The 25,400-nt window shown below is 66.7% G+C and carries 18 protein-coding genes and 2 pseudogenes; 6 read left to right on the forward strand and 14 right to left on the reverse strand.

Translation table 11 applies throughout. The annotated features are described in order from the left end of the window. Nucleotides 1-35: 35 nt before the first annotated feature. A pseudogene (locus AC1DIN_RS05260) lies at nt 36-1,160 on the reverse strand (extracellular solute-binding protein); the annotation flags it as partial. 163 nt (nt 1,161-1,323) lie between these two features. Here AC1DIN_RS05260 and AC1DIN_RS05265 point away from each other — a divergent pair. Together AC1DIN_RS05265 and uxuA are read left to right on the forward strand one after the other, a co-directional pair. After that, nucleotides 1,324-2,019, forward strand: a complete 696-nt coding sequence (locus tag AC1DIN_RS05265) for a GntR family transcriptional regulator (protein ID WP_476808954.1) — start codon at nt 1,324-1,326, stop codon at nt 2,017-2,019. Nucleotides 2,020-2,066: 47 nt separating this feature from the next. Next, entirely contained in the window at nt 2,067-3,263 is a 1,197-nt protein-coding gene (gene uxuA / locus AC1DIN_RS05270) for a mannonate dehydratase (RefSeq protein ID WP_441468590.1), read from the forward strand. 145 nt (nt 3,264-3,408) lie between these two features. Here uxuA and AC1DIN_RS05275 read toward each other — a convergent pair whose 3' ends face one another. The 6 genes from AC1DIN_RS05275 to AC1DIN_RS05300 all read right to left on the reverse strand — a co-directional run bounded on the left by AC1DIN_RS05275 (nt 3,409) and on the right by AC1DIN_RS05300 (nt 8,212). Beyond that, a complete protein-coding gene (locus tag AC1DIN_RS05275; RefSeq protein WP_476808955.1) occupies nt 3,409-4,074 on the reverse strand; it encodes an urease accessory protein UreE in 666 nt (221 codons plus the stop codon). A 108-nt stretch (nt 4,075-4,182) separates the two neighbouring features. After that, on the reverse strand, nt 4,183-5,223 hold the full coding sequence (locus tag AC1DIN_RS05280) for an ABC transporter substrate-binding protein (protein WP_476808956.1): 1,041 nt from the start codon (nt 5,221-5,223) through the stop codon (nt 4,183-4,185). Nucleotides 5,224-5,384: 161 nt separating this feature from the next. Beyond that, a complete protein-coding gene (locus tag AC1DIN_RS05285; RefSeq protein ID WP_441468593.1) occupies nt 5,385-6,269 on the reverse strand; it encodes a DUF1003 domain-containing protein in 885 nt (294 codons plus the stop codon). Nucleotides 6,270-6,398: 129 nt separating this feature from the next. Further along, on the reverse strand, nt 6,399-6,722 hold the full coding sequence (locus tag AC1DIN_RS05290; protein WP_476808957.1) for a hypothetical protein: 324 nt from the start codon (nt 6,720-6,722) through the stop codon (nt 6,399-6,401). 139 nt (nt 6,723-6,861) lie between these two features. Further along, the gene (locus AC1DIN_RS05295) at nt 6,862-7,758 is read right to left on the reverse strand and encodes a PfkB family carbohydrate kinase (RefSeq protein WP_476808958.1); all 897 of its coding nucleotides are present in this window, start codon (nt 7,756-7,758) and stop codon (nt 6,862-6,864) included. Between the two features lie 4 nt (nt 7,759-7,762). Continuing rightward, the gene (locus tag AC1DIN_RS05300; RefSeq protein WP_476808959.1) at nt 7,763-8,212 is read right to left on the reverse strand and encodes a VOC family protein; all 450 of its coding nucleotides are present in this window, start codon (nt 8,210-8,212) and stop codon (nt 7,763-7,765) included. Nucleotides 8,213-8,304: 92 nt separating this feature from the next. Between AC1DIN_RS05300 and AC1DIN_RS05305 the strand changes: the two genes are divergently transcribed. The 3 genes from AC1DIN_RS05305 (at nt 8,305) to AC1DIN_RS05315 (ending at nt 15,099) form a co-directional block, all read left to right on the forward strand. Then, complete coding sequence (locus tag AC1DIN_RS05305; protein WP_476808960.1) at nt 8,305-9,750, forward strand: cation diffusion facilitator family transporter; 1,446 nt, start codon at nt 8,305-8,307, stop codon at nt 9,748-9,750. Between the two features lie 180 nt (nt 9,751-9,930). Continuing rightward, nucleotides 9,931-12,576: an aminopeptidase N gene (gene pepN, locus AC1DIN_RS05310; protein ID WP_476808961.1), complete on the forward strand. Its 2,646-nt coding sequence runs from the start codon at nt 9,931-9,933 to the stop codon at nt 12,574-12,576. A gap of 225 nt (nt 12,577-12,801) precedes the next feature. Beyond that, complete coding sequence (locus AC1DIN_RS05315) at nt 12,802-15,099, forward strand: PAS domain-containing sensor histidine kinase (RefSeq protein WP_441468599.1); 2,298 nt, start codon at nt 12,802-12,804, stop codon at nt 15,097-15,099. 3 nt (nt 15,100-15,102) lie between these two features. On the opposite strand, the gene AC1DIN_RS05320 is transcribed toward AC1DIN_RS05315, so the two are convergent. The 4 genes and pseudogenes from AC1DIN_RS05320 to AC1DIN_RS05335 form a co-directional block, all read right to left on the reverse strand. Then, entirely contained in the window at nt 15,103-18,057 is a 2,955-nt protein-coding gene (locus AC1DIN_RS05320) for a bifunctional [glutamine synthetase] adenylyltransferase/[glutamine synthetase]-adenylyl-L-tyrosine phosphorylase (protein ID WP_476808962.1), read from the reverse strand. 15 nt (nt 18,058-18,072) lie between these two features. Further along, the gene (locus AC1DIN_RS05325) at nt 18,073-19,575 is read right to left on the reverse strand and encodes a HAMP domain-containing sensor histidine kinase (protein WP_441468601.1); all 1,503 of its coding nucleotides are present in this window, start codon (nt 19,573-19,575) and stop codon (nt 18,073-18,075) included. Continuing rightward, nucleotides 19,559-20,242: a response regulator transcription factor gene (locus tag AC1DIN_RS05330; protein WP_149130308.1), complete on the reverse strand. Its 684-nt coding sequence runs from the start codon at nt 20,240-20,242 to the stop codon at nt 19,559-19,561. Before AC1DIN_RS05330 ends, AC1DIN_RS05325 begins: the two co-directional genes overlap by 17 nt. A gap of 339 nt (nt 20,243-20,581) precedes the next feature. After that, nucleotides 20,582-21,637 (reverse strand): annotated as a pseudogene (locus AC1DIN_RS05335) (trypsin-like peptidase domain-containing protein); the annotation flags it as partial. A 289-nt stretch (nt 21,638-21,926) separates the two neighbouring features. Here AC1DIN_RS05335 and AC1DIN_RS05340 point away from each other — a divergent pair. Beyond that, on the forward strand, nt 21,927-22,442 hold the full coding sequence (locus tag AC1DIN_RS05340) for a hypothetical protein (RefSeq protein ID WP_476808963.1): 516 nt from the start codon (nt 21,927-21,929) through the stop codon (nt 22,440-22,442). Here AC1DIN_RS05340 and AC1DIN_RS05345 read toward each other — a convergent pair. From AC1DIN_RS05345 to ccmE, 3 genes are read right to left on the reverse strand one after another with little or no spacing between them, the layout of a single operon-like run. After that, nucleotides 22,432-22,908 carry a cytochrome c-type biogenesis protein gene (locus AC1DIN_RS05345; RefSeq protein WP_476808964.1) on the reverse strand — a complete coding sequence of 159 codons (477 nt, stop codon included), beginning with the start codon at nt 22,906-22,908 and terminating at the stop codon, nt 22,432-22,434. The genes AC1DIN_RS05340 and AC1DIN_RS05345 overlap by 11 nt on opposite strands. 4 nt (nt 22,909-22,912) lie before the next feature. Next, complete coding sequence (locus AC1DIN_RS05350; RefSeq protein ID WP_476808965.1) at nt 22,913-24,892, reverse strand: heme lyase CcmF/NrfE family subunit; 1,980 nt, start codon at nt 24,890-24,892, stop codon at nt 22,913-22,915. A gap of 7 nt (nt 24,893-24,899) precedes the next feature. Further along, nucleotides 24,900-25,370, reverse strand: a complete 471-nt coding sequence (ccmE, locus tag AC1DIN_RS05355; RefSeq protein ID WP_476809375.1) for a cytochrome c maturation protein CcmE — start codon at nt 25,368-25,370, stop codon at nt 24,900-24,902. Nucleotides 25,371-25,400 lie beyond the last annotated feature (30 nt).

Raw genomic sequence — 25,400 nt, forward strand, 5'->3', positions numbered from 1 at the left:
AAGGATGCCGGGCGGTGGGCTTCGGAGCGTTGCCGATCGAGCGGCGTTTCCATCGGGTTGTCGGCGATCAGCTTCTCGTATTCGGGACGACCGAACTCCGCGATGGCCTTTTGGCTGGAGGCGGGCGCCATCGAGAGCGGCACGTCCTTCACGGCCGGACCCGGATAGAAGTAGCCTTCGTCATAGGTGAAGGCCTGCTGCGCGGGCGTCAGCATGTGGCGGACCAGATCGAGCAGAACGGCGAGCTTCTCGTCGGAAACGCCCTTGGGGATCATCATATACTGGGCGTCGGTGACCCAGTGGAAACCCTTGAGCGCCTGGATCTTGGCCTCTTTCGGCACGATGCCCAGCACGCGCGGATTGATGTCCCAGCCCGTCGTGCTGACGATGATGTCGCGCGAGCCGTCGCCGAGCTCCTTCATCGTCGCGCCAGTGCCGCCCGGATAGTACTCGATGTTCTCGCCGAGTTCCTTCAGATAGGCCCAGGTCTTGTCCCAGCCCTTCTCCGGATCCTTCGGGTCCTTGTCGCCGAGGATATAGGGCAGCCCCATGATCCAGGTGCGGCCGGGGCCCGAATTGGCCGGGCGGGCATAGAGAAAGCGGTTCTTGTTCTGCTTCGTCCAGGCCAGCAGTTCCTCGGCCGTGGTCGGCACGTTCTTGACCTTGTCCGGCATGTATTCCAGCAGCGGGCCGGAGGGGTAATAGACCATCGCCATGGCCTGGCCCTGCCCGAGATTGTGCATAGCCAGCGCCGGCTTCAGGAGCACGTCCTCGGGCTTCGGCAGTTCGGCGGCGAAGCGCGGGAACAGCTCGATCCAGAGCTTCTGGTCGATGCCGGCGGAGAGCACGTCGAGACCGCCGATGACGAAGTCGATGTCGGAACGGCCGGCGTTCTGCTGGGCCTTCAGCTTGGCCGGCAGCTCGGGCGCCGGAGCCTTGGTGAAGACCATCCGCGAGACGGCCTTGGGGTTTGCCTTGGCGTAATTCTCAAGCGGCGTCTGAACCAGCGCCAAGGCGCCGCCGACGTCGATGATGCTGATCGTGAGYGGCGATGCCGGCAGCTTGAGTTGCTGCGCGAAGACGCCCGGCGCCTGCATCGCTGCGCCGAGACCGGCAACGCCACCAATGAAATGACGCCGGTTGATGCTGTCCTGAGCCATGATTTCTCCTCCAGATGCGGATGCCCGCTTCTTCAGCTTTTTTATGTTCTGACGGTCCGGCCGCCGCCATCCGGAACCCGCCCCTTGCCCCGCGGAACCTGCCAAGTTGACGCGGCCCCCGGTTGATCGGTATCCTAGTATACTAGTCGTCAAGAGCTTGGCAATGGCCCACCCTGCAGCCCGTCATAGCACGGATCAGATCTACAGCGTGCTACGCACCGACATCATCAGCGGCGCGCTGAAGCCCCGCGAATCGATGTCCGAGGCGCGCATGGCGCTGCGCTTCGGCGTCAGCCGCACCCCGGTGCGGGAAGCGTTCAAGCGTTTGGTCGACGAAGGCTTCCTGGTTGCGGTACCGCAGGTCGGCACCTTCGTCGCGCCGATCGACCTCGCCGCCGTCCATGACAGCCAGTTCGTCCGCGAGACGCTCGAATGCCGCACCGTGGTGCTCGCCGCCCAGCGCATCGGCGACGCCGACCGCTACCGGCTCGAAGCCCAGATCGAGGAGCAGGCGGAGGCCGTGCGGCGGCAGGACCGGACCGAGATCTTCCGCCTCGACGAGGTGTTCCACGCCGAAATCTCGCGCATCGCCGGCCACCGCGCCGTCTGGAGCATGATCGAGGGCGTGAAGGCACAGATGGACCGGGTGCGTTGCCTCTCCCTCGAAACACCGTCCTGGTCCGAGGTGATCCTGCACGAGCACAGGATCATCGCGGCCTGTGTCATGAAACATGACGCAAACGGCGCGGAGGCCGCGATGCGCGCGCATCTGCGCACCGTCTTCGCGACGATCGACACGATCGCGAAGGACCATGCGGATGCGTTCGACGATTCCCGCCTCGCCCACGACGGCTCCTGAGGCCCGTCTTCCCCGGTAAAGCGACTTTTCTCGAAGGATTACAGACAATGGAACAATGCTGGCGCTGGTTCGGGCCGGACGATGTCGTGACTCTGGCCCAGGCCAAGCAGGCCGGGGCGACCGGCATCGTGAACTCGCTGCATCAGATCCCTTATGGCGTGGTCTGGAGCGTCGAGGAGATCGAGAAGCGCCAGGCGATCATCCGTTCCGACAAAAGCTTCGGCCTGGAGTGGAAGGTGGTCGAAAGCCTGCCTATCCATGAGAGCGTCAAGATCGGCGAGGGCGACCTCGAAACCGTCTTCGAGAACTACCGCCAGTCGATGCGCAACCTCGCGGCCTGCGGGCTCGAGGTGATCTGCTACAATTTCATGCCGGTGCTGGACTGGACCCGCACGGAACTCGCCCACAAGCTGCCCGGCGGGGGCACGGCGCTGCGCTTCAACCTGCATGAATATGTCGCGCTCGACCATTTCATGCTGAAGCGCAAGGGCGCCGACGAAGGGCACTCCGCCGAGGTGATGGACAAGGCCAAGGCCTGGTTCGACGGCTCGACGCAAGCCGACCGCGACCGGCTGCTCTCCAGCGTGATGGCCGGGCTACCCGGCGCCTTCGACCGCTACGACCTGCCCGGCCTTGCCGGCATCCTCGAGCGCTACAGCGGCATGACGCATGAGAAGCTCAGGGCCAATCTCAAGCGCTTCCTCGAAGCGATCATCCCGACTGCCGAGGAAGTCGGCATCCGGATGTGCATCCACCCGGACGATCCGCCGCGCTCGCTCTTCGGGCTGCCGCGGATCTGCTCGACCGAGGACGATATCGCCTTCATCCTGGGCTCGGTCGACTCGCCCGCGAACGGGCTGACGCTGTGCTCGGGCTCGCTCGGGGCCAATCCGAAGAACGACGTGCCGGGGATCGCGCGCCGCTTCGCCGACAAGATCTGGTTCGCGCATTTGCGCAACGTCGCCAAGGACCCGGACGGCTCCTTCATGGAGGCCGAACATCTCGGCGGCGATACCGACATGGTCGCGCTGGTCGATGCGCTGATGGCCGAGGAGCAGCGCCGCAAGGTTGCCGGTCACCCGCATTGGCAGATCCCGATGCGTCCGGACCACGGCCACGAGCTGCTCGACGATGTCGGCAAGGGCAGCTTCCCGGGTTATCCGGCGGTCGGGCGCCTGCGCGGGCTGGCCGAACTGCGCGGCGTGATGACCGCGCTGGCGCAGGTCAAGGGCTACGCCGCCTGAGACGCGAAAGGCGGGCTGGAGCCCGCCTTGGCAATAGCTCGGGGCAGTCCCAAGCCGTCATTCTCGGGCGAAGCAGAGCGAGGACCCGAGAATCTCGATCCGGAGATGCTCGGGTCAAGCCCGAGCATGACGCGGCATTCCTACGTCAGTGGTCATGGGAATGGCCCTTGTGGCCATGCGCCGCGCCATGGCCGTGACCGTGGTCGTGATCATGGCCGCAGCCGCAACCCTCGCCATGCGCATGATGGTGGTGCTCGTGCCCATGTTCATGGTTGTGAGCGTGCTGGTCGTGCTGATGATGCCCGTGGCCGTGGTCATGCCCATGATCGTGATTGTGGTGATCATGGTCGTGCCCGCAGCCGCAGTCATCGCCGTGAGCGTGATGGTGAACCTCCTGCTCCGGCTGGAACGGGCGCTCGACTTCCGCCATCGAGCAGCCCTGGCCGCGCACCAGCTCGGCCAAAGCGGGATGGCTGGGGACATAAAGCGCGTCGGCCGTCATTTCCGCCGGGACGTGATGTCCGCCGAGATGCCAGGCGAGGCGCACCAGCCGCAGCGGGTTCTCGGCACGGACCTCCAATAGGCTTTCCGGAGCGGCCTTGACCTGCACGAGGCGGCCATCCTCCAGCTTCAGCGCGTCGCCGTCGTTCAGCATCGCCGGCTTGTCGAGATCGATCGCGAATTCGAGCCCGCCTGCAGCCGTCACGGCGACGCCGTTGCCGTTGCGGTCCTGATATCCAAGGCTGAGCGTATCGACGACGCGCTCAGCGCGGACGGCGGCCTTGCGAAGGACGGAAGTGGCGCGAAGCATATGCGGCGATCCCATGGCTGGGGCTGGAGCGCGAGGCTCCAAGCCCGGACCGGAGCTTAGTAGCATAAACCGAGGGGCGCGCTACCAAGCTCTCGGGATCGTGGCAGGTCAGCGCGGCAGCGCCTTGACCTCGGCGTCGAACTTCTTGAGCAGGCGCGAACGCTCCGCCGGGGAGCCCCAGCGCGGCGTGTCGTAGTCGATCAGCTTCATCTCGGCGAATTTCGGCGCATCCGGCGAGAGCAGCGCATTCTTGTTCGACGGGATCGAGTTGATCTTCAGCTTCGCATTGATGTTCTGCGCATCGGGCGAGAGCGTGAAATCGACGAATTTGCGCGCGGCCTCGGGGTTCTTGCCACCCTTGATGATCGAAACCGAGCCGGTTTCGTAGCCGGTCCCCTCGCAGGGGGCGACGGTTTCGATCGGCGCGCCCTGCAGCTTCTGCGTCAACATGTCATGGATGAAGGCGATGCCGACCGCCGTCTCGCCGAGCGCGGCAGCCTTCACCGGCGCGATGCCGGATTTGGTGTACTGGCTGATGTTCTTGTGCAGGCTCTTGAGGAACTCGAAGCCCTTGTCCTCGCCGAGGCGCTGCACCGTCGTCGCCAGGAAGACATAGGCCGTTCCGGAGGAGCTGGGATCTGCGATCTGGACCTCGTCGTGCAGCTTCGGATCGAGCAGGTCGGCCCAGCATTTCGGCGCGGCGACGCCCTTCTTCTTCAGCACCTCGGTGTTGTAGCCGATGCCGAGAGCGCCGAGATAGATGCCGTTGGTGCGGAACTTCGCCTGCTCGGCATGGCGCTGCGCCCAGTCATGCAGCTCCGGCAGCTTCGGCGACTTGTACTCGTCCAGGAGCCCTTCGTCCGCCGCCTGCAGGTGCGGCTCTCCCGGCCCGCCCCACCAGACGTCGCCACGCGGATTGCTCGCCTCGGCCTTGACCTGAGCATAGACCTCGCCGGTGCTCTTGCGGACCATCGAGACCTTGATCCCGGTCGCCTTCTCGAACATCGCCGCGCCTTCGCGGCACTGCTCCTCGAGGATCGAGCAATAAACCGTGACCTGCCCCTGTGCGAAGGCCGGCAGGGCAGCGACCGAAAGCGTGAGGCCTGCGAACAAGGCACCAGCGGGCGCGAAACGCGAAGCGAACACCATTTTCCTCCCATCGGATTCGTTTGCCGACGAAGAAATCGGTCGTGGAATGGGGAGTCAAGCGAAAGCGCCGGCTACTTGTCGCGCGGGCTCACGATTCGATCAGCACCCGCCAGGCCAAGCTCAATTCGCACGGAGCCCACGCCGTCAAAACGCCGCGAGCTCTAGCCGTCGCCCTCCGGTTTGGCCGGTGAGGAGGCAGCAGTCGATCCGGCAGGCCCCTCCCCCGAGATCGCCCGCTTCTTCTTCGCCGCCGGCTTCTTGCGCCGCTTCGGCTTGGCCTTCGGCAGCTGCGTATCCTGCAGTATCTCGAGCTGGACCTGCTGGATCTCGGCGAGGCGCTGCCATTGCCGCGTGATCAGATGGTCCATCTTCTCATGCAGGTGCCGGATTTCGAGCTCGGCCTTCAGGTTGACCTGATAGTCGTTGAGCGAGCGCAGCCGGTCCTTCGTCTCCTGCCGCTTCTGGCTCATCATGATGATCGGCGCCTGCACTGCCGCGATACAGGACAGGACGAGATTGAGCAGAATGAAGGGATAGGGGTCAAAGGCCTTGCCCTCCCCGATCGCGGCATTGATCGCCATCCAGATGACGAGCACGACGCCGAAGCTGATCAGGAAGGCCCAGGAACCGCCAAAGCTCGCGAGATTGTCGGACAGGCGCTCGCCCAGCGTGCGATGCTCCTCGAAATCGTCCTCGACATTCTCGGCGATGGTCTCCTGCCGGGCGATGCTCTCGGCCACCTCCCGATCGAGGTCGGAATATTCGCCGTGCTCCTCGCGCAGGATCTCCTCGACATAGCGCGTCCGATAACGCGCCAGCTCCTTCAGGCTGATGAGCGCATGGTCTGAAAGATCCGGGAAGTCGGCGCGAATGTGATCAACGAGCGCCGGGCGTAACGTACCGATCTCGACGAGGTTCCTGCGGGCCATCTCCTGGCCGCTGATGGCGCAGATGCCGCGCTTCTTGCTGAGCGGGCTGTGGGAAGCCGGCGGCTCGATCACGGGGACCGGCGGCACGGCTGGAATTTCGCTCTCCAGATCCGTCATGCGTGCATCATGCCTCTTCCCCGTCGCGGCCCTTGGCGCCGCGTCCGGTCATTTGCTACGGGCGCCTTTGCGACCCAGAAACGCCCGAAGGAGCGGACTCCTCCGGGCTGCTCTCAGCCGGTATCAGACTCAGGCTTTCACCTTCTCGTCATCCTCGGCATCTTCCGCCGAATCGTCGTCCTCGTCATCCTCGGCGGCCTCTTCGCCTTCCTCGTCCTCTTCGTCGGTATCGAGGTCGAGATATTCGTAACCGAAGACGATCTCGCCGGTCTCGGGATCGAAGGCGCTGACCGAGGAATCCTCGAAGGCTTCGATCAACATTTCGGCATCATCGGGCCCATCGACGTCGAAACGGCGCACCGCTTCCTCGCCAGCGGCCTTGAGAACGAGTTCGATCGACCAGCCCCGCCCGGTGGTGTCGTAGATGCATTTCAGACCCTGGATCGCCAGCATGATGCTCTCTCCTGAGATTGATCCGATGCGCGGCTGCGCATCGGTCAGATGCCCGAGCTGCGTGACGAGCACGCGACGCCCCAAGGGCGTCGCCGGGCGAACAGCAGCTCGGGCGCAGAAGCGCCCACCGGCAATCGGGTTATCGCGACGCCTGGGCCAAGAAGAGCTCGACCTCGTCGCGACGGGGCGCACCACTGCGGCCGCCGAAGCGCGTGCACTTGATGGCGGCCGCGGCGGAGGCGAATCGGATCGCCGCGGCTTCCGGCTGCCCCTCCGCAAGCGCCAGGGCGAAAGCGCCGTGCCAGACATCCCCCGCCCCCAGAGTATCCACGGTTTCGACGGGAAAGGCGGGGCTGTGACGAACCTCGCCCCGCTCGACATTGAGCACGCCCTCCTTGCCGAGCGTCACCGCCAGCCAGCTGGGGACGCCCGCAGCCACCTTGGCGAGCCCGGCTCGCGGATCCTCCTCACCGGAGAGCTCGCGCAATGCCTGCTGGCTGAAGGCGACGTGGCTCGCCGTTCCGACGAGATCGGGATGAGACGGCCTGCGGTCGCCATCGAGCACGCCGGGAACACCGGCGGCGCGAGCAAGCTTCAGCGCCGCCAGCGCCCCCTCGCCCCAGCGCGTGTCGGCGAGGACGGCGTCGGCCCCCTCCGGCAAGCGCGGCGGCAACCAGTCGACATCCTCCGGCATTGCCGGGTCGGAATGGGAGATCACCATGCGCTCGCCTTCGGCATCGACGAGGATCGCGGAGACCGGCGAGGTCAGGCCGGCGACGCGGCGGGCGAAGCTGGCATCGACACCCTCTGCCTTCAGATCCGCGACGATCTGGTCGCCCGTCAGGTCGTCGGCAAGGCGCGTCGCCAGCCAGCAGGCGCCGCCTAGCCGCGCAATCGCGACGGAGGCGTTGCCGGCGCAGCCGCCGCCGACCACGGCAAGCCCGCGCGAGCGGTATTTCTCGCCGCGGGTCGGCATGGTCTCGACGCTGTAGACATAGTCGAGCGTGGCGATCCCGAGGCAGAAGACGCCGGCCAAGATCTCACCAGGCCCCGGTGTTCGGCATGCTGGCCCAGGGCTCGGCCACAGCCTTCGGATCGCCCTTCTGGAGCAGCTCGATCGAGATGTTGTCGGGCGAGCGGATGAAGGCCATGTTGCCGTCGCGCGGCGGCCGGTTGATGGTGACGCCGGCCTTCATCAGCTTCTCGCAGGTCGCGTAGATATCGTCGACCTCATAGGCGAGATGGCCGAAATTGCGCCCGCCGGTATAGGCTTCAGGGTCCCAGTTATAGGTCAGCTCGAGCGTCGGGCGGCCGCGGGAGGCGCCGGCCTTGGCCTCGGCCAGATCGTCCGACGCGGCGAGGAAGACCAGGGTGAAACGGCCCTTCTCGTTCTCGATGCGGCGGGTTTCGACCAGCCCGAACTTGTTGACGTAGAAATCAAGCGCCTGATCGAGATCGGTCACGCGGACCATGGTGTGGAGATATCGCATCGTTCATCCTCGTTGTGCGGGAACAGGGTTGATCCTTTCCCTAATTCGGGCAAGAGCTGCCGCGTTCCAAGGTACGCCAAGCAGGACGAGCCATGACGACAACGCAAGACGGCCCGGTGACGGCGCCGCCTCAGCGCGCCACGCCCGCCCAGATCGCACAGATCAAGCAGCGCGCCGCGATCCTTTCGGTGATGGCGACCATCCTGCTCACCGCAGCGAAAATCGTCGGCGCCATCATTTCCGGCTCGCTCGCCCTGCTGACCGACGCGCTTCAGGGGCTGGTCGATGTCGGCTCGACACTGTTCACCTGGTTCGCCGTGCGCGCCTCGGACAAGCCCGCCGACGACGAGCATCACTACGGGCATGGCAAGGTCGAGGCGCTGGCGGCGCTGGTCGAGACCGCGATCTTGTTCACGCTGGCCGGCGCGATCCTGTGGGAGGCCGGCAGCCGGCTGTGGAACAACCTGATCGAGCATGTCGCGGTGACGCCGCTGGTCATCGGCGTGATGCTGCTCTCGATGACGGTCGATGCCATTCGCTGGCGCTCGCTCACCCGGGTTGCCAAGGAGACCGGCAGCGAGGCGCTCGCCGGTGAAGCCACACATTTCTCGGCCGACTTCGTCGGCTCGGCACTCGTGCTCGCCGGCCTCATCGGCGTCTGGTACGGCTTCGAGCGCGCCGACACGGCGGCCGCCTTCGCCATCGCTGCCTACACCGCCTTCTCGGCCTTTAGGCTGGCCCGCCGCGTCCTCGACACGCTGATGGACGCCGCCCCCGAAGGAGTCGGCGAAAAGCTGCGCGAGGCCGCGCGGCGCGTGCCGGGGGTGGTCGGGATCAACTGGCTCCGGGTCCGGCCCGCCGGCGGGCGCGTCCATGGCGAGATCGGCATCAGCGTCTCGCGGACGCTGCCGCTCGAGCGCGTCACCGCGATCAAGGCCGAACTTGGCGGAGCGCTGCTGAAAGCCGAGCCGGATTCCGAGATCACGATCACTGCCGATCCCGTGCAGGTCGATGACGAGACGGTGCTCGAACGCGTGCTCCTGATCGCGCTCAAGCTGAAGATCCCGGTGCACCACGTCACCGTCCACAGCATCGGCGACAAGCTCTCGGTCAGCCTCGACATGGAGGTCGATGCCAATCTGCCCCTTGGCGAGGCGCACGAGATCGCGACCCGGCTCGAAAATGCGATCCGGGCCGAATTCGGCGGAGAGACGGAGGTCGAGACCCATATCGAGCCGATGGAGACCGGCCAACCCCACGGACACAACGCCGCCTGGGAGACGGTCGAGGACATCGGCAAGGCTCTCGCCGGCGAGGCCGCGAAGCTCGACGGCCCGATCCACGACATCCACAGCGTGCGCGTGCGCCAGACCGCCAAGGGGCTGGTGGTGAACTATCACTGCCGCGTCGACCCGACCCTGAACGTGGCGGCCGTGCATGACGCCGTCGACGCAATCGAGCGGGCCGTTCGGATCGCGCGCCCCCAGGTCTGCCGGCTGGTCAGCCATGCCGAGCCGGCGGTTTCGCCAGTCGTGTGAGCGCTCCCGCCGTCATTCTCGGGCGCAGCGAAGCGCAGGCCCGAGAATCTCTGGCCGGAAGATGCATCGGAATCTCCTTCGTCACGAGATGCTCGGGTCCAGCCCGAGCATGACGGCATGTTTCCATCCCAAGCCGGCATGCTCTAGAAACGCTCCCTGACCTTCGCCATCAGGGTTTCCATGCGCAACGACGATGCTCCGCTGATCCGTCTCGAGGATTACCGTCCCTCCGACTGGCTGATCGACACGGTCGATCTCGATATCAGCCTGCAACCGCAGAAGACGCGCGTGCGCGCCCTGCTCGCTTTGCGCCCCAATCCAGAAGGGCAGCCCGGCGCACCGCTCAAGCTCGACGGCGACGAGCTGACGCTGAAATCGCTCGCCCTCGACGGCAAGCCGCTCGATGCTTCCGCCTATACGGTGACGCCGCAGGCGCTGACGATCCCGAGCCCGCCGCCGCATGATTTCACGCTCACGATCGAGACCGAGGTCGATCCTTCCGCCAACACGAAGCTGATGGGGCTCTACCGCTCGTCGAAGGTCTATTGCACCCAGTGCGAGGCGGACGGCTTCCGCCGCATCACCTATTTCCTCGATCGGCCCGACGTGATGAGCGTCTACACGGTCAGGCTGGAAGCGGCGAAGGCCGAGGCGCCGGTGCTGCTCTCCAACGGCAACCTCATCGCCACCGGCGAGGTGCCGGGCACGGACCGGCATTTCGCGATGTGGCACGACCCGCATCCGAAGCCGGCCTATCTCTTTGCGCTGGTCGGCGGTGCGCTCGACCATGTCCGGCAGGACTACGTCACCGCCGACGGCCACAAGGTCGAGCTCGCCGTCTATGTCGAGCCGGGCAAGGCGGGACGGGCCGGCTGGGCGCTGGATTCGCTGGTGCGCTGCATGCGCTGGGACGAGAAGGTCTTCGGCCGCAACTACGATCTCGACGTGTTCAACGTCGTCGCCGTGTCGGACTTCAACATGGGCGCGATGGAGAACAAGGGCCTGAACATCTTCAACGACAAATACGTCCTGGCCGACCCGCAGACCGCGACCGACGGCGACTATGCCTCGATCGAGGCGATCATCGCGCATGAGTACTTCCACAACTGGACCGGCAACCGCATCACCTGCCGCGACTGGTTCCAGCTCTGCCTGAAGGAAGGGCTGACCGTCTTCCGCGACCAGGAATTCTCCTCCGACGAGCGCTCGCGCCCGGTCAAGCGCATCGCCGATGTCCGCACCCTGCGCTCGACCCAGTTCTCCGAGGATGCCGGCCCCCTCGCCCATCCGGTGCGGCCGCGCGCCTACAAGGAGATCAACAACTTCTACACGCCGACCGTCTACGAGAAGGGCGCGGAGGTCATCCGCATGCTGAAGGTCCTGATCGGCGACGACGCCTTCCGGCGCGGCATGGACCTCTATTTCGAGCGCTGCGACGGCACGGCAGCGACGATCGAGGAGTTCCTCGCCTGCTTTGCGGAAAGCTCCGGCAAGGACCTCAGCCATTTCGCGCGCTGGTATGAGCAGGCCGGCACGCCGACCATCGTCGCCTCGGGCCGCTACGACGCGGCTGCCCGGCGCTATACGCTCGACCTCGCCCAGAGCACGCCGCAGACGCCCGGCCAAAACGACAAGCAACCGGTGGTCCTGCCGATCAAGCTCGGCCTTGTCGGGGCCGGGGGCGATCTGCCGCTGCAGACGCAATCGAACGCCTATGCCGGCGACGGCCTCGTCATCCTCGACAGCGCCGCGCTCTCCGTCACCTTCGACAACGTCTCCGAGCCGCCGATCCCGTCGCTGCTGCGCGGCTTCTCCGCACCCGCGCGGCTGGAACTCGACCTCTCGGACGGCGATCTCGCGCGGCTGTTCTCGGCCGACAGCGATTCCTTCAATCGCTGGCAGGCTCTGCAGACCGTCGCCACCCGCGCCCTCGTCGCCGCCGGCAAGCCTGGCGCGGATCGCAGCGCGCTGACCGCGACAGCCGGCGAGCTCGGCCAGGCGCTCGACGGCTTCCTCAAGGCCGAAGCGCTTGCGGATCCCGCCTTTGCTGCGCAGGTGCTGCGCCTGCCGGCACCGGCCGACATCGCGCGCGAGATCGGCCGCGACGTCGATCCGGACGCGATCTTCAAAGCCCATCGCAGCCTATCGGCCGCGATCGGAACGACCCTTCTCCCGCAGTTGTCTGGCTTGCGGGAGGCGCTGGCGACAAAGGGCCCCTACAAGGCTGATGCCGCCTCCGCCGGGCACCGCGCGCTTCGCAACGAGCTGCTCGGGCTCGCCGCACTCGCCACCCCGGCCGAGGGCGCCGGCCTGTGCGAGGAGCAATTCGCTACCGCCGACAACCTGACCGACCGGCTTGCGGCACTGGCAGCGATGACACTGATCCCCGGAGAGCGGCGCGAAGCCCTGATCGCCCGCTTCGCCGCGGCTTATGCGGGCGAGCCGCTCGTCCTCGACAAATGGCTGATGGCGCAGGCGCTGATCCCCGAGCCCGAGACGCTGGAACGGGTTAAGCAACTGATGCAGCATCCCGCCTTCTCGCTCGGCAATCCGAACCGGGTGCGGGCGCTGATCGGCGGCTTCGCAGCCAATCTCACCCAGTTCAACCGCGCCGACGGCGAGGGCTACGACTTCGTCTGCGACATCGTCATCGCGCTGGACAAGACCAACCCGCAGGTCGCCTCGCGCCTGCTCGGCTCGTTCAAGAGCTGGCGCATGCTGGAGCCCGGCCGCAAGCGGCTGGCACAGGAGGCCTTGAGCACCGTCGCACGGATGCCGAACCTGTCGCGGGATGTCGCCGACATCGCCGAAAGGGCCCTCGCGTGACCCATCTTCCCAAAGGTTAACGCCGACCTGTCCAATTTATTAACGTTTCATTACCCGCACAGGATTCATTGGATAAACAGCACAACCTAAAGGAGAATTCGAAGCAACTGACTCAACTCAGGGCTAGACAAAATCGGCCTCTCGGATTCAACTGACGGTGATTCGCGGGGATGCGGCACGTCTCCCGATCTTACTGACGGTAAAGTTTTCCGAAGGGGGACGGGCATGTCGCGTGCCAACGCGGATTGCGCATCCGTGCGCGCCGATACGATTCTGGGTGTAGCGAGGTCGCTGACCCATCCGTTGTATCAGCGCTTCGAGGGTTTCGAGCCCGCGCTCCGGACCGCCATCCCCGTCCTCGTCGGGCTCTTCCTCGTCATCCTCGGCGCTGGCGCGATCATGCAGACCTCTGCGATGCGCGACGACGCGCTGATCGATGCCGCCGGAGACATGGATCTGGTTTCCGCGCTGGTCGCCCGCGAGCTCGACACGGCGACGCTCGCCGGCAAAGAGCCGGCGGCGGTTCTCGCCGGCCTCACAGCCCGCCACCTCGCCGCTCATGGCCGCATCGTCCATGTCAGCGGCGCCGACGGGCGCGTGATCGCCAGCGAGCCGGTGATCGGTCAGACGCAGCGCACGCTCACCGACTTCCTTGGCCAGACCCAGCCGCTCACCGTCTTCGGGGACCGCGCCGGCGTGATGCGCATCACCCTGCCCAACGGCACCGACGTCTTCGCCAGCGTGCGCAACCTCGCCGCCCCGCTCGGCCAGGTCGCCGTGCTGCAACCGGTCTCGCGCGCCCTCTCCGTCTGGCAGATCCGCCGCTCCGGCCTCGCCATTCTGTTCGGCGCGGCGGGGCTCGTCCTCGGCGTCATCACGCTGGCCTTCATGCTGCAGTCGAAGCGCGCCCGTGCCGCCGACGAGGATTGCGACTGCGTGCGCGAACGCATCGACACCGCCCTCAACCGCGGCCATTGCGGCCTCTGGGATTGGGATCTCGCCCGCGGCCGCATCTACTGGTCGGATTCGATGTATGCCCTGCTCGGCTACGACCGCGCCGGCGAATACATGTCCTTCGGCGAGGTCAGCAGCTTCATCCATCACGATGACGTCGACCTCTATGCCATCGCCGATGCGGTGAGCCGCGGCGAGGCCAGCCATCTCGATCAGGAATTCCGGGTTCGCGCCATCTCAGGCGAGTGGATCTGGCTCAAGGCCCGCGCCGAGCTCGTCATCGACCGCCGCACCCGCTCACGCCACCTCGTCGGCATCGTCGTCGACATCTCCGAGCAGCGCCGCATGGCCGAGCGCACCGCAACCGCCGATGCCCGCCTGCGCGACGCGGTCGAGGCGATCTCGGAGGCTTTCGTTCTGTGGGATGCCGACAACCGGCTGATCCTCTGCAACGCCAAGTACCAACAGCTCCACCAGCTCCCCGCCGATGCCCTGCAATCCGGCATGAGCTATGACGAGATCATGGCGCGCTCCGCCCAGCCGCAGATCGACCAGGAGCCGATGCGCGTCCAGCGTGGCGCCGCCGGCGCCACCTCCTACGAGGCGCGGCTCTCCGACGGGCGCTGGCTCCAGATCAACGGCCGGCGCACCAAGGACGGCGGCTCGGTCTCCGTCGGCACGGACATCACCAAGCTGAAGCAGCAGGAAGAGCGGCTGACCCAGTCCGAGCACCAGCTCATGACCCATGTCACGGACCTCAAGGCCTCACGCCAGAAACTCGAAACCCAGGCCCAGCAGCTTGCGGATCTCGCCGAACGCTATCTCGAGCAGAAGGCCGGTGCCGAAAGCGCCAACCGCGCCAAATCCGAATTCCTCGCCAATATGAGCCATGAGCTGCGCACGCCGCTCAATGCCATCATCGGCTTCTCCGAGATCATGGAGAACGGGCTGTTCGGCCCGCTCGGCGAGAAATACACCGACTACGTCCGCGACATCCGCTCCAGCGGCGGCTACCTGCTCGGCATCATCGACGACATTCTCGACATGTCGCGCATCGAATCCGGCAAGATGCGGCTGGAGAAGTCGGAGATCGCCATCGGCCCGGTGCTGGATCAGGCCCTGCTCAAGGTGCAGCCGGAGATCGAGCGCAAGCAGCTCATCGTCAATCTCGAGGGCCCGCTCGACACCCATCTCGAGGCCGATCCGCACGCGCTCTACCAGATCCTCAGCAACCTGCTCGACAACGCCGCCAAGTTCACGCCGGAAGGCGGCCGGATCGCGGTGCGTACCCGCCATGTGCCCGGCGCGCTCAACATCTTCATCGAGGACACCGGCATCGGCATCCCGAAGGAGAAGATCGACCGCGTCGGCCGGCCCTTCGAGCAGGTCGAGGGCGATCTGGTGCGCAGCTACAAGGGCTCGGGCCTGGGTCTCGCCATCGCGCGCTCGCTGGCCGAGCTGCATGGCGGCTCGCTGAGGCTGCGCTCGGCGATGGGCGCCGGGACGATCGTCATGGTCCACCTGCCGCTCGACGGCGGTGCCGAGCGCGTCACCGCGCAGGCGGCGTAAGGCTCAACCGGCCTTCGCCTGCGACAGGATGCGGGTGAAGATCGCCCGCACGCCGGAGCGGACCTCGTCGAGCTCCGCCTTCAACACCTTGGCGTCTGGTCTTCCGACAGCCGTCGCGATCCGCCGCAGCACGCGAGGCGGTACTGCCTTGGGATCGAAGGCTTCCTCGACGGTGAAGCGTTGCCAGAGCTGGACGTCGCCGATCAGGCGGTGCGCCTCCAGAAGCGCCGCGGCATCCGCTTCCGAAAGCAGGCCGGCGGCGCGCGCGGCGACGAAGACCGAAGCCGTATCGTTGACGATCAGCCCGGGATGGTCGCTGGCATAGGCCAGCAGCAGGAATTGGGCGAGGAAGTCGAGATCGGTCAGCCCGCCGGCCGCCAGCTTCAGATCCCAGGCATCTTTTTCTCCCTTCTCCCTGGCGATCAGGGTCCGCATCTCGGCCACGGCAGCCGCAACCTTGGCGGGCTCGCGCTTGCGGGAGAGGATCGCGCGGATCGAGGCTTCCGCCCGCTTCGCCAGCCCGGCGTCACCTGCGACGACGCGAGCACGGGTGAGCGCCATCTCCTCCCAGATCTCCGCCTCGCCCGCGTGATAGGCCTCGAAGCCCGCAAACTGCGTGGCCGCGGGGCTCTTGTTCCCGGTCGGGCGCAGGCGCATGTCGACCTGATAAAGCGTGCCGCGTCGCGTCGGCACCGTCAGCGCCGCAACGAGGCGCTGGGTGAAGCGGATATGCCACGTCACCGGGTCGAGGCTCTTGGCGCCGTCGCTCGGCGCCGCATCCTCGGGCCGGTCGTAGAGCAGGATGAGATCGAGGTCGGATGACGGCGTGAGCTCGCCAGCGCCGAGCCGCCCGAGGCCGAGCACGACGGTCTCGGCCCCTTCGATCGCGCCGTGATCGGCCGTGAAGGATGAGCGCGTATTGGCGAAGGCAACGCGCAGGCAGGCTTCGGCCACGGCGCAATAAGCCTGTCCCGCCCCCTCGGCCGCGTAGACGCCCGAAAGCAGGCGCGCGCCGACGAGGAAATTCTCCTGCCGGGCAGCGTCGCGCAGCCGGTCGAGCCCGTCCTCGACGCTGGGCGGCGGCGAGCCGACATGAGCCCGGATACGGCGTTCCAGGGTGTCGACATCGAGGACCGCCTGCCCGAAAGCCGGATCGATGACGCCGTCGAGCACATGCGGGTGCAGGGCTGCGACCTTGGCCAGGCGCGGCGCGCTGCCGAGGATCTCGGCGAAGAGCGTCAGCAGGGAATCATGCGAGCGCAGCAGCGTCAGCAATTCGACTGCCGCCGGCATGCGAACGAACGCGTTGTCGAGATGGGCGAGCGCGCCGTCGGGATCGGCAGTGCGGCCAAGCGCGACGAGCAGCGCCGGGGTCAATTCCGTCAACACCTCGCGGGCGCGAGCACTGGTGACCGCAGCGCGGCGGCCGAAATGCCACCCGCGCACCGTCTCCGCCGCCGTCATGCCATCCCGGAAGCCGAGCTTGCCGAGTGTTTGGACCGTCTCGGGATCAGGCGCGGAGCCGGTGAAGCTGAGTGTGCCGGCTTCCGAGGCGAGGCTGGGCCCCTCCTCGAACAGCAGGGCATAGTGACCCTCGACACGCCGGGCATGGGCCGTCAGCGCCTTGGCGAAGGCGGCAGCGTTGGCATAGCCGCAGAAGCGGGCGAAGGCGTCGAGTTCTCCCGCCGGCTTGGGCAGGGTCTGCGTCTGCTCGTCGTCGCGCATCTGCAGGCGGTGCTCGATCGTGCGCAGCCAGCGATAGGATTCGGAAAGCTCATCGCGAGCCGCCGGCGTGATCCAGCCTTCGTTCGTCAGCTCCTTGAGCATATCGAGCGTGCGCGGCCCCCGTAGCGCCGGGCGACGGCCGCCGAAGACGAGTTGCTGCGTCTGGACGAAGAACTCGATCTCGCGGATGCCGCCGCGGCCGAGCTTCACATTGTGACCGGCGACCGCGATGGTCTCGTGGCCCTTCACCGTCTGGATCTGGCGCTTCATCGCATGGATGTCGGCGATGGTCGCGAAGTCGAAATATTTACGCCAGATGAAGGGGGCGAGATCCTTGATGAAGCGCAGGCCGAGCTCGGTATCGCCGGCGATCGGGCGCGCCTTGATCATGGCGGCGCGTTCCCAGTTCTGGCCGACCGTCTCGTAGTAGGAATAGGCTGATGGCAGCGCGATCGCGACATGGGTCGAGGCCGGGTCGGGTCGCAGCCGCAGGTCGACGCGGAAGACGTAGCCGTCCGGCGTGCGCTCCTGAATGATGCGGGCGATCTGCTGGGTGAGTTTGACGAAGAAGCTCGACGGTTCGCCGACGCCAGCGGCCTCCGCCGCCTCGGGATCGAAGAAGACGACGATGTCGATATCGGAGGAGTAGTTCAGCTCCCCAGCGCCGTGCTTGCCGAGCGCCAGCACGACGAGGCCAGAGCCGGGCCCCGGATTGGCCGGATCGGCCAGGTTGATCCGCCCGAGATCGGCGGCCTGGCGCAGCACATGGTTGGTCGCGAGGCGCACGGCCATGTCGGCGGTCGCGGTCAGCGCGGCCGTCACGGTCTCGACATTCCAGACGCCGCCGATGTCGGCGAGCGCGATCAGGAGCGCCATGGCGCGGCGGAAGCGGCGCAGCTCGCGCATCAGGTCCGAGGTCTCGCACCCGGCCGCGGCGAAGGCTTCGATCCGGGCGAGCAGCGCGTCGCGGCGCACCTCCGGCGCCTGCACCAGGCAGGCGAGCAGCGCCTCCGGATCGAAACGCATGACCTGGGAGAGGAACGGAGAATGCGCCAGCACGCCCGCAACCAGCGCGGCGCTGCGCGGATGCCCGGCCAGATGAGCCTTGAGGGCCTCTGCCGCCGCCTCGTCATGCAGCCGCTCGATCAGCTCGCGCGCCAGCAGCGCCTCGGCCTTGGCGCGTGCCGGCAAGACCGGCGCCGCATCCAGCCTGTCACAGAGCCGCTCAGCCATCACACACCTTCCTCCTCAGGAGGACGGCACGCCAGCAGGGTTTGCGACGGCTGTCGAGCTTTGAGCTTCGGGAGCCGGCTGCGTTTCCACAGACTTGGACTCGGCCATCGGCAGGGTGATGACGACGCGCAGCCCGGGAGCATTGTCTTCAAGGCTGAGGTGGCCGCCATGCAGACGCACAACACCGGATGCCAGCGACAGGCCCAGCCCGAAGCCGGGCTTGCTGCGGCTGGTGTCGAGCCGCACGAAGCGGTCGAGCGCGCGGCCGCGGTCGGCTTCCGGGATGCCTGGCCCGTGATCGGCCACGGAAAGTTCGATCTCGGCTCCGTTGCGCCTCGCGGCGATGGTCACGGTACCGTCCCCGCCCTGTTCGGGGCCGCCGTATTTCAGGGCGTTGTCGATCAGATTGGCGATGGCCTGCCCGACCAGCTCGCGGTTTCCGACGATCCTCAGATCCGGTTCGACCTCTCCGACGAGCGCGAGCCCGGCTTCCTCGGCGAGCGGCTCATAGAGTTCCGCCATTCCCGAGACGATCTCCGAAAGATCGAGCTCGGCCATGTTCTCGCTGACGCGGCCCGCCTCCAGCCGTGCCAGCATCAGCAAGGCGTTGAAGACGCGGATCAGGTTGTCCGCTTCCTCGATCGCCCCGTCGAGCGAAGCGCGCAGCTCATCGGGAGACTTGGCGCTGCGCAGCGCCTCCTCGGCCCGGTTGCGCAGGCGGGTCAGCGGTGTCTTGAGGTCATGGGCGATGTTGTCGGTCACCTGCTGCATGCCCGCCATCAGCTCCCCGATACGATCGAGCATGGCGTTCAGATTCAGCGCGAGGCGATCAAGCTCATCGCCCGTGCCGGTGATGGCGAGGCGCCCCTTCAGGTCACCTTCCATGATGCCATGCGCCGTCTCGCTCATGCCGTCGATGCGCTTCAGCACGCGGCGCGCCACAAACCAGCTTGCAAAGCAGCCGAGAATGAAGACCAGCGCCGCCGACCAGCCGGCGGCACGGCGGATCACGGCGCCAAGCCGATCACGCTCCTCCAGATCGCGGCCGACGAGGAGGCGGAACCCGGCCGGCAGCATGAAGACGCGCACGAGGGCATGGCTCGGCGTATCGACCGTTTCGCTGGAGCGAGCGTATTCGATCTCGCTCTCGCCGGTGCGATCGAGCGTGCCAGGCGGGATAGCCTCGACATTGCCGGCGATGCGCTCGCCCACCGGCGTCGTGACGAGATAGAGCGAGGCGCCGGGTCCGCGCGAGCGGCGCTCGATGATGTTGACCAGCCGGCGGATGCCGCCCTGGCGCTGCTGCTCGGCCAGGCCCTGGATCTCGGCATCGATCGTCGAGCGAATCTGGTCGGTCAGCAGGCGCTGCGCGTTCCAGGCGACATAGCCGAGCACGAAGGCGGCGAAGAGTGCGAAGATGACGAGATAGGCCGCCGTCAGCTTGAAGGCCGTCGTGCGGAACAGGGTCGGCAAGAACTTCTGGCGCCGTCGTGCGGGAGCATCAGCGGGCGTTGTCACGGACCATGTATCCCGCGCCGCGGATGGTGTGGATCATCGGCTGCTCGAAGCCCTTGTCGACCTTGGCGCGCAGGCGGCTGACATGCACGTCGATGACATTGGTCTGAGGGTCGAAGTGATAGTCCCAGACGTTCTCGAGCAGCATGGTGCGCGTAACGACCTGCCCGGCATGCTTCATCAGATATTCGAGCAGGCGGAATTCGCGCGGCTGGAGGACGATCTCCTGCCCCTCGCGGGTGACGCGATGGGCGAGCCGATCGAGCACCAGCTCGCCGACGCGGTAGGTGGTCGGCTCCGAGGCGGGTGCACCACGGCGGCGCGCCAGCACCTCGACGCGGGCCAGCAGCTCGGAGAAGGCATAGGGCTTGGGCAGATAGTCATCGCCGCCGGCCCGCAGACCCTTCACCCGGTCGTCGACCTGGGCCAGCGCCGACAGGATGAGCGCCGGCGTCTCATCCTTCTGTTCGCGCAAGGAGCGGATCAGGGAAAGCCCGTCGAGCCGGGGCAGCATGCGGTCGACGACCAGCACGTCGTAGCCGCCGCCCTCGGCCATGGCATAGCCCTGCAGGCCGTCCGCGGCGTGGTCGGCGACGTGGCCGACCTCGCGGAACGCCTTGGTCAGATAGGCCGCAGCCTCGGCATCATCTTCGACGATCAGGAGTCGCATGGGTCGAACCTAGCTCAGAGCAAACGCCGATCCAAACGGACCGGCCTTCGCTCTGTATTTTTGCTTATCGCTTTTTCTTCAGGCGAGCCGGTTTTCACTTCACTCGCAAGTGCTTCGAAAACGAAAAACGGCAGGCCGGAGGATACGCATCCGGCCTGCCGCCGCGACGGCTTGTCCCTCGGCTGGGGCGACAGAAAACCGAAGAGACCTGCCTGCTTCGCTGGGGCCCCGCGCCGGTCGGCTTGCTGCACAATCCGACCGGACTACGCGGTTTCCCCAAATCCTAGAGGCGGCTTTACCGGGCAGGTTGCTTCAACCTGCCCGGATCCCGCTCTACGCCGCGGGCTGGCGGCCAACCTCGAAGGTCACGTCACGGGACTTGCCTTCGCGGAACAGGGTGATCGTGGCCTTGGAGCCAGGGGCGAAAGTCGCGATCTTGCGGGAGAGGTCGCGTGCGTCCTTGATCACCTCGCCATTGACCGCAGTGATGGTGTCGCCGCGGCGGATACCGGCCTTGGCGGCGGGGCCATTGCCCTGCGCCTCGGCGACCAGCGCGCCCTTCGCTTCCTTCAGGCCGATGGCATCGGCCATCTCGCCCGTGACCGGCTGGATCTGCACGCCGATGAAGCCGCGCGCCACCGTGCCATCCTTCTTCAGCGAGTCCACCACCTGCTTGACGGTGGAGGCCGGGATCGCGAAGGCGATGCCGACATTGCCGCCGGAAGGCGAGTAGATCGCGGTGTTCACACCGACGACTTCGCCGTTCTGGTTGAAGGTCGGGCCGCCCGAGTTGCCGCGGTTGATCGGCGCGTCGATCTGGATGAAGTCGTCATAGGGACCCGAGCCGATGTCGCGCCCCTGGGCCGAGACGATGCCGGCCGTGACCGTGCCGCCGAGGCCGAAGGGGTTGCCGATCGCCAGCACCCAATCGCCGATGCGCGCCTTGCCGTCGGAGAGCTTCACATAGGCGTAGTCACCGGCGTCCTTGACCTTCAACAGGGCGAGATCGGTGCGCGGATCGGTGCCGACGACCTTGGCGTCCAGCGTCTTGCCGGAGTCGGTGACGAGCTGGACCTCCACGGCGTTCTCGACGACGTGGTTGTTGGTCACGACATAGCCGTCCTGGCTGACGAAGAAGCCCGAGCCCTGGGCCATGCCCTGGCGCGGCTGCGGCTTGTTCGGACGGTCGTTCTCGCCGGGCTCGCGGAAGAAGCGGCGCAGCTGCGGCGGCAGATCGTCCAGATTCTGCTCGTCGCTGGCCGCTGCGGCCTGCGTCTTGACGCGGACGGAGACGACTGCGGGCTTCACCTTGTCGACGAGATCGGCAAAGGAAGGCAGCGCGCTCTGCGTGCCCGAGAGCTGGATCGGCTGTGCAATAGCGTTGTGATTCTGCATCAGGGCGCTGTCGGCGATGCCGGCGGCCAGGCCGATGCCCAGGATAGCGGTGCCGGCGAGAAGGGCGCCGCGCTTGAGGATGGACTTACGGGTCTCGTTCTGTGTCGTCATAATTTGAACCTCGTGAGCGTCAGGGTTTTCTCCCCTGTTCGTGACGAGGACCATGATGCCGGCCGCCTTACGCGGTTTTGGCCTGAACATGACGGTTTCGTAAGATTCAATTGCAAGACCGCGCGCACCGTCTTGACGGCCGGCGGCCCAGCGGTGCCCCCTGTCTCTGGGATGGGGGATGCCGATGCGTATCAGGGGAATTTCGTTTGTCGCGGCCTGCCTCGGTGGGCCGGCCCTCGCGCAGCAGGGCTCAGCCTATAGTGCCGGACTGCGGGTGGCGCAGGCGCGGGGATATGAAAACGCCGATTGCTATGCACGCGTCTTCGCGAAGCATGCGGTGGGCGTCGAGAAGCCGAACGGCCGGCGCGGTTGGTACGCAGCCTCGACCCCCGCCTACAATGCGGAACAGCGCTCCCGCTGCGGCATCGACCGGCTGCAGGATATGGCGGCGCGGCAAACGGCCCGAGGCGGCGGCGGGACCGGGCATTCCCCAGCCATTGCCCAACGTATTGGCCTCGGCCTGGCCGCCCGCCACGGCTATTCGGGCAGCAATGCAGCCTGCTTTGCTCGCATCTATGCCGTTTATGCTTCCACGCAGCCGTCCCAGAACGGACGAGTCATGTATGGCGTATCCGGAGCGAGCGAGCATGTGTTTGCGCAGGAGCTGATGCGTTCCTGCAGGCTCACCTACTAAGGCTGTCCTCCGACTCGACCAAGGCCGCAACCTTGGCCTCTTCCTCGGCCGAGAGCCGCACGGGTTCCACGGCCGGAGCCGGGCGTCGACGGGCCAGGCGCCAGACAAAGATGAAGGCGAAGAGCAGAATTGCAAAAGGCGCCGCCCAGAGCAAAGCCGTGTGCGCATTGAACGGCGGTCGCAGCAGCACAAAATCGCCGTAGCGGGCGACGACGAAATCGACCACCGCCTTGTCGCTGTCGCCGGCGACGAGCCTTTCCCGGACGAGGATGCGCAGGTCGCGCGCCAGCGGCGCGTCGGAATCGTCGATCGACTGATTCTGGCAGACGAGACAGCGCAGACCACCGGAAATGGCGCGCGCGCGCTGCTCCAGCGCTGGGTTCGGCAGCACTTCGTCGGGCTGCACAGCCAATGCAGCCGTAACCGCAAACAATGCGATGCCGATGGCGAGGATGATCCGGCGCATCGCCCTACTCCGCCGGCTGCGGTGCCGCCACGGCCGGCGCGGCACGCTTCGGAGCCGCCAGCCGGAAGCGCCGGTCAGTGAGCGAAAGGCCGCCACCCATGGCCATGATGATCGAGCCGATCCAGATCAGCAGGATCAGCGGCTTGTCGTAGAGCCGCACGGCGACACCGCCATCCTGCGCCTCGCCGAGGCTGACATAGGCCTGACTCAGCCCGTCGGTCCGAATTCCCGCTTCAGTCGTCGGCATTCCCCGGGCCGTATAGACGCGCTTGGACGCCTCAAGCGGCGCGAGCTCCCGATCACCCGAAAAGAGCTGGAAGCGGGCGACTTCGGCGCGGAAATTCGGCCCGGTCCGGGGCGTGACACCCTCCAGCACGACCGTATAGCGCCCGCTCGTCAGCCGCTCGCCCGGCTTGAGGACCGTGATCGCCTCGCTGCTCCAGGCGGCAGCCGCGATGCCGATGATGCTCACTCCGATGCCGGCATGCGCCAGCGCCGTGCCCCAGGCAGAGCGCGGCAGGCCCTTGGCGCGCGACAGCACCGCCTTCCAGCCGCTGGCTCGCGTGACGATACGTTCGCCTAGATCGACGGCCGCGCCGAGGATCAGGAAGACGCCGAGCCCGACGCCGAGGGGCGCCAGAACCGGCCCGCCACGGGTGAAGGCGATCACGGCGAGTGAGGTCAGCACCGCGACCCCGAAGGCGGCAGCATTGCGCTGCGCGGCGCCGAGCAGATCACCGCGCTTCCAGGCGAGCGACTGGCCGATCGGCAGGACCAGCAGCAACGGCACCATCACCGGGATGAAGGTCGCGTTGTAGAAGGGCGCGCCGACCGAGATCTTGTCGCCGGTCAGCATCTCCAGGACGAGCGGATAGAGCGTGCCGACGAAAACGGTAGCGCAGGCCGTGGCGAGGAAGATGTTGTTGACGACCAGCGCCCCCTCCCGGGAGATCGGCGCGAACAGACCGCCCTGCCGCAGCAGAGGTGCGCGCCAGGCGAAGAGCGCGAGCGAGCCGCCGACGAAGAAGACCAGGATGAAGAGGATGAACAGGCCGCGCGCCGGATCGCTGGCGAAGGAGTGCACCGAGGTCAGCACGCCGGAACGAACGATGAAGGTGCCGAGCAGCGAGAGCGAGAAGGTCAGGATCGCGAGCAGGATCGTCCAGACCTTGAGCGCGTCGCGCTTCTCCATCACCACGGTCGAATGGATCAGGGCCGTGCCGGCGAGCCAAGGCATGAAGGAGGCGTTCTCGACCGGGTCCCAGAACCACCAGCCGCCCCAGCCCAATTCGTAATAGGCCCAGTAGGAGCCCATCGCGATGCCCAGCGTCAGGAAGGTCCAGGCCAGCAGCGTCCAGGGCCTGACGGCCCGCGCCCACATCGCGTCGATCCGTCCGTCGATCAGGGCGGCGACGGCGAAGGCGTAGGTGATCGAGAAGCCGACATAGCCGATATAGAGCAGCGGCGGATGGATCGCGAGCCCGAGGTCCTGCAGGATCGGGTTGAGATCCTGCCCTTCCGCCGGGGCCTGCATCAGGCGCTGGAACGGGTTCGAGGTCAGCAGCAGAAAGGCGAGGAAGGCCACGGCAACCAGCCCCTGCACGGCCAGCGTCCCGGCCCGCAGCCGCGGCGGCAGCGAGTTGCGCGACAGCGCGACCAGCGCCCCGAACAGGGTCAGGATCAGCACCCAGAGCAGCATCGAGCCCTCGTGGTTGCCCCAGACCGAGGTGAGTTTATAGATCAGCGGCTGCGTCGAATGGGAGTTCGCGACGACGTTCGCCACCGAGAAATCCGAGCGGACATAGGATGCGACCAATGCCGCGAACGACAGCGCGACCAGCGCGAAGCTGATCAGCGCCGCGCTGCTGCCGACCGACGCCAGCGCCCTGTCATGCCGCACGACGCCCCAGAACGGCACCAGCGCCTGGATGACGGAGACGCCGAGCGCGAGCGCCAGCGCGTAATGACCGATCTCGACGATCATGACCGGCTCATGGCTTGGCCGCAGGCGCGGCGGGTGCGCCGGGGCCGCCGGGCTGCCAGTGCCCCTGCTTCTTCAGCGTGTCGGCAACCTCGCGCGGCATATAGGTCTCGTCATGCTTGGCCAGCACCGAATCCGCCTTGAAGCGCCCTGCCCCTTCGAAAACGCCCTCGGTGACGACGCCCTGCCCCTCGCGGAACAGATCCGGCAACAACCCGTCATAGCTGACCTTCATGGCGGTCTTGCTGTCGGTGATCGCGAAGGAGACGCGCTGGCCCGGCCCGCGCTGGACGGAGCCCGTCTCGACAAGGCCGCCGAGGCGCATGCGGGTGCCGGGAGCTACGCCCTTCTCGACGATCTCCGTCGGGCCGTAAAAGAACACGATCGTGTCGCGCATGGCGAAGAGCACGAGCCCGGCCGCGAAGACCAGCACGGCGCCAGCCGCCGCGATCAGCGCGAGGCGCCGCTGCTTCCGGGTCAGGCGGCGCTTGGCCGGCATGGGGCGGGTGGG

It is taken from the genome of Allobosea sp. 05T438, from assembly GCF_056396025.1.

What these genes read in the sequence shown, in the direction of transcription:
- AC1DIN_RS05280 (WP_476808956.1), bottom strand. Translation starts at nt 5,223, where the DNA reads ATGGTGTTCGCTTCGCGTTTCGCGCCCGCTGGTGCCTTGTTCGCAGGC.
- AC1DIN_RS05330 (WP_149130308.1), bottom strand. Translation starts at nt 20,242, where the DNA reads ATGCGACTCCTGATCGTCGAAGATGATGCCGAGGCTGCGGCCTATCTG.
- uxuA (WP_441468590.1), top strand. Translation starts at nt 2,067, where the DNA reads ATGGAACAATGCTGGCGCTGGTTCGGGCCGGACGATGTCGTGACTCTG.
- AC1DIN_RS05275 (WP_476808955.1), bottom strand. Translation starts at nt 4,074, where the DNA reads ATGCTTCGCGCCACTTCCGTCCTTCGCAAGGCCGCCGTCCGCGCTGAG.
- AC1DIN_RS05305 (WP_476808960.1), top strand. Translation starts at nt 8,305, where the DNA reads ATGACGACAACGCAAGACGGCCCGGTGACGGCGCCGCCTCAGCGCGCC.
- AC1DIN_RS05350 (WP_476808965.1), bottom strand. Translation starts at nt 24,892, where the DNA reads ATGATCGTCGAGATCGGTCATTACGCGCTGGCGCTCGCGCTCGGCGTC.
- AC1DIN_RS05300 (WP_476808959.1), bottom strand. Translation starts at nt 8,212, where the DNA reads ATGCGATATCTCCACACCATGGTCCGCGTGACCGATCTCGATCAGGCG.
- AC1DIN_RS05290 (WP_476808957.1), bottom strand. Translation starts at nt 6,722, where the DNA reads ATGCTGGCGATCCAGGGTCTGAAATGCATCTACGACACCACCGGGCGG.
- AC1DIN_RS05315 (WP_441468599.1), top strand. Translation starts at nt 12,802, where the DNA reads ATGTCGCGTGCCAACGCGGATTGCGCATCCGTGCGCGCCGATACGATT.
- AC1DIN_RS05285 (WP_441468593.1), bottom strand. Translation starts at nt 6,269, where the DNA reads ATGACGGATCTGGAGAGCGAAATTCCAGCCGTGCCGCCGGTCCCCGTG.
- AC1DIN_RS05345 (WP_476808964.1), bottom strand. Translation starts at nt 22,908, where the DNA reads ATGCGCCGGATCATCCTCGCCATCGGCATCGCATTGTTTGCGGTTACG.
- AC1DIN_RS05265 (WP_476808954.1), top strand. Translation starts at nt 1,324, where the DNA reads ATGGCCCACCCTGCAGCCCGTCATAGCACGGATCAGATCTACAGCGTG.
- pepN (WP_476808961.1), top strand. Translation starts at nt 9,931, where the DNA reads ATGCGCAACGACGATGCTCCGCTGATCCGTCTCGAGGATTACCGTCCC.
- AC1DIN_RS05340 (WP_476808963.1), top strand. Translation starts at nt 21,927, where the DNA reads ATGCCGATGCGTATCAGGGGAATTTCGTTTGTCGCGGCCTGCCTCGGT.
- AC1DIN_RS05320 (WP_476808962.1), bottom strand. Translation starts at nt 18,057, where the DNA reads ATGGCTGAGCGGCTCTGTGACAGGCTGGATGCGGCGCCGGTCTTGCCG.